Genomic DNA, 3,444 nt, shown 5'->3' with positions numbered 1-3,444 from the left:
TCAGAACGTCAGCTTCCACGAGTTGATGTAGCCCGTGTCGGCGTTGTAGACGTCCTGCACCTTGAGTCGCCACGTGCCGTTGGCGACCTCGGAGGAGGCGTTCACGGTGTAGGTGGTGTTGACGTTCGGCGTGCTCGAACCGCTGGAGTTCTTCAGCCGGTAGGTGGAGCCGTCCGGCGCGACCAGGTCGATCACCAGGTCGCCGCTGTAGCTGTGCACGATGTTCACGCCCACCGCGAGGGCGGACGGGGCGTTGCCCGTGACGCCGGTGACGGCGACGTTGCTGTAGACGGCCGCGCCGGCGTCCGGGATGTTCACGTCGGCGGTGTTCTCGAAGACCTTGCCGGTGGGCGGGTTGGTGCCGCCGCCGAGGTCGGCCTTGGCCTGGTTGATGGCCGCCGCGAACGTGCTGACCTCGGTGTAGACGCCGGGGTTGTCCGGTCGCGCGCACCCGTTGCCGTGGCTGACGATGCCGACCTGCACCCACGCGCCCGCGTTGTCGCGCCGGAACATGGGGCCGCCCGAGTCGCCCTGGCAGGTGTCGACGCCGCCCTGCGGGAAGCCTGCGCACAGCTCGGCCGCCGGGATCAGGTCGGAGTAGTACGGGTCGGAGTTCTTGCAGGTGGTGTCGTCGACGTAGTCGACGTCGGCCTTGAGCAGGTAGCGGGACTGGCCGCCGCCCTCGCTCGTCGCGCCCCAGCCGGCCACCGTGAACACGCCGGTGTTGTAGGCGTTGGTCGTGGCGATCGGCAGCAGCGCCGCGCCGGTGATGGGGCTGGCCAGCTTGATGATCGCCCAGTCGCCGCCGGTGGCGGTGCCGTAGGTGGGCGCGCGGTGCACGTAGGTGGACGTGCGGGTGACCCGGCTCGTGCTCTGGAGGTCGACCACGCCGTAGGTGGCGGTGATCGAGGTGTTGTTGCCGGTGCGGCTGACGCAGTGCGCGGCGGTGAGCACGAGCTGGTCGGTCAGCATCGAGCCGCCGCAGCCCATCGACAGGCGGACCATCCAGGGGAACTCGCCCTGGGCGGCCCGGGTGCCGCCCACGACCTGGGGCGTGACGCCGCCCCCGTCCGTCGACGGCGGTGCGGCGAGCGCCTGGCCCGCGGCTGCGGCCAGGGTTGCGGCGACGCCCACGACCAGGGCGAGCGCCTTTCTCGTACCAGTGCGCACGGTGTTCCTTCCCGCGCCCGGCCGGGGTCGAGCTCGCAGGGTGGCCGGACGTCGAGTTCGCAGGGACTTCCAGCCGGCCCCTCTGCCGACGCGCTCATCGTGAACGGCGAACGGGCTGCTCACAATCCGACGATCGACGGGAGTTCTTCCGGTTCGCCTTCGGATCGCCGCACACCCTTCCGCCGGTCACCGGCCCGGTGGCCGGCTGTTCGCCGGTCCGGTCGTCGGCCTGGTGGCCGGCCCGGTCGTCGGTCTGGTGGCCGGCCCGGTCACTGGATGGTCGAGCCGCTGACCGACGGCGTGGCCGCGCCGAGGAAGAAGATCCCCTTGTAGCCGGGGGTCTCGAACCCCGCGCTGGGGTTGCGGCGCAACCGCGAGCCCTCGATGAGCAGCCTGCCGGTGCGGTCGTTGCTGACGAAGAACACCGCGCCGCCGCCCTCGGTCGCCTCGTTGTCCTCCACGACGCTGCCCGCGATGCGCACGGTGAACCCGTTGCCGTCCGCGTAGACCGCGCCGCCGCTGCCTCCGCCCGGGGTGCCCGCGCGGGCCGGGTTCGCGCCTCGGCCGACGGCGGCGTTGCCGCGCAGGACGCTGTTCAGCACGACCCACGACACGCCGATGCCGCTCAGCGCGCCGCCGTTGGCGCACCGCCCGCCCTCGAACGTGCTGGACACGACGTACACCGGCGCGCCCCCGGACTGGCTGAGCACGCGCATCCCGGCGCCGCCGAGGTCGGGGCCCACCGGGTCGCAGCGGTTGCCGCGGAACGTCGTGTTGACGACCTTCACCCGGCCGCCGCGCACGAACACCGCGCCGCCACCGCCGCCCTCCGCGTCGTCACCGGTCGAGTCGCCGTCGGCGAGCGTGATGTCCTGGAGCACCAGGCGCGGGTGGTCCTGGTCCTGGCAGTGCGAGGTGGTGATGCCCTGGGCCGGGTCGCACGTGTTCTGGTAGACGACCCGCCGCTGCCCGCCGCCGCTGAGCGTGACCAGTCCCCCGCCGTCGAGGACGACCTGCGGGCCGGTGTCGTTGCGCACCTTCGCGGTCGCGGTCATGGCGATGGTGACGGGGGCGGGACCGCAGTCGAACGTGATCGTGCCGCCGGCCGCGACGGCCTGGACGACGGCGTCGGACGTGCAGCCGGCCGGCGTGCCGCTGCCGACCACGCGGGTGGGGGACGAGGTGTCGACGGCGGCGGCCTCGGGCGGCACGACCGCGTCACCGGCGGGGTTGCCCGCCTTGGGGGGCGGCGGCGCCGGTGCGGGCGTGGTGGTCGTGGTGGTGGCCGTCGCGGCGGTGGTCGTGGTCGCGGCGGTGGCGGGGGCGGGACTGGTGCCGGTCGTCGGGTCGGGCAACGACGCCAGGGTGGGCAGCGCCTCGCCGCCCACCGACGTGCCGCAACCGGCGAGCAGGAACACGAGGGCGACCACGGCCACAGCGCCACGCGACATGCGCGGACCCTAGACCCGGATGGGGCCCCGGCGGTCGCGAACGCAGGACACACCTGTCGCGAACGCAGGACACGCGGGTCGCGAGCGTTGGACTCGCGGGTCGTGAGCGCATGACTCGCGGGTCGTGAGCGTTGGACTCGCGGGTGGGATTTGACAGCGGGGGGTGTGAGCGGTTGATTACACCTATGGCTGGAGCGGGTGCGGGGCGCAGGTTGTCCACTGCCGAGGAGCGGCGCGAGACGGTGTTGCGCACCGCCCTCGGCGCGTTCGGCGCACGCGGCTACTGGGGCACCACGACCGGCGAGGTGGCGAAGTCGGCGGGCATCTCGCAGGCGTACGTGTACCGGCTGTTCCCGGACAAGGAGGCGCTGTTCCTGGCGGTGGTCGAGCACTGCTTCGCCCGCATCCGGGAGAGCCTCGCCGACGGGGTGGCCGCCGCGACCGGCAGTTCGCCCGAGGCCGTGCTGCACGCGATGGGCGACGCGTACGCCCGGCTCATCGCCGAGGAGAACACGCTGCTGCTGGTCCAGATGCACGCCCAGGCGGCGGCGGTGTCCGAACCGGCGGTGCGCGAAGTCGTGCAGCGCGGGTACGCCCGCGCGATCGAGTACGTGCGCGGGGTGTCCGGCGGCGACGAGGCCCAGGTACAGCGGTTCTTCGCCGTCGGAATGCTGTGCCACCTGGTGGTGGCGGTGGACGCGGACGCCGTGGACGCCCCGTGGGCGCGCACGCTGTCCGCCGGTATCCGCCACTACTGACCCGCACGCGGCGGTCGCGAGAGGACCGCGTGAGTAAAGTCGCCCGGTGAGTGATCGACCAGTCA

General features: G+C 72.9%; 3 protein-coding genes and 1 pseudogene. 1 reads left to right on the top strand and 3 read right to left on the bottom strand.

The features are described 5' to 3' along the window. The 3 genes and pseudogenes from ACR807_RS41440 to ACR807_RS41430 form a co-directional block, all read right to left on the bottom strand. On the bottom strand, positions 1-228 hold the full coding sequence (locus ACR807_RS41440) for a proprotein convertase P-domain-containing protein (protein ID WP_438927033.1): 228 nt from the start codon (positions 226-228) through the stop codon (positions 1-3). Between the two features lie 141 nt (positions 229-369). Further along, positions 370-1,170: pseudogene (locus tag ACR807_RS41435) on the bottom strand (S1 family peptidase); the annotation flags it as partial. A gap of 269 nt (positions 1,171-1,439) precedes the next feature. Continuing rightward, positions 1,440-2,621, bottom strand: coding sequence for a hypothetical protein (locus tag ACR807_RS41430; protein WP_438927032.1), 1,182 nt, complete (start codon positions 2,619-2,621; stop codon positions 1,440-1,442). A gap of 185 nt (positions 2,622-2,806) precedes the next feature. Between ACR807_RS41430 and ACR807_RS41425 the strand changes: the two genes are divergently transcribed. Next, positions 2,807-3,379 carry a TetR/AcrR family transcriptional regulator gene (locus tag ACR807_RS41425; protein ID WP_438927031.1) on the top strand — a complete coding sequence of 191 codons (573 nt, stop codon included), beginning with the start codon at positions 2,807-2,809 and terminating at the stop codon, positions 3,377-3,379. The last annotated feature ends 65 nt before the right edge of the window (positions 3,380-3,444 follow it).

It is taken from the genome of Saccharothrix sabaoui (assembly GCF_051756985.1).
GTDB lineage: Bacteria > Actinomycetota > Actinomycetes > Mycobacteriales > Pseudonocardiaceae > Actinosynnema.
The sequence above is the reverse complement of the archived record's forward strand: the minus strand, read 5'-3'. Positions and strand labels throughout refer to the sequence as shown.

What these genes read in the sequence shown, in the direction of transcription:
- ACR807_RS41425 (WP_438927031.1), top strand. Translation starts at nt 2,807, where the DNA reads ATGGCTGGAGCGGGTGCGGGGCGCAGGTTGTCCACTGCCGAGGAGCGG.
- ACR807_RS41430 (WP_438927032.1), bottom strand. Translation starts at nt 2,621, where the DNA reads ATGTCGCGTGGCGCTGTGGCCGTGGTCGCCCTCGTGTTCCTGCTCGCC.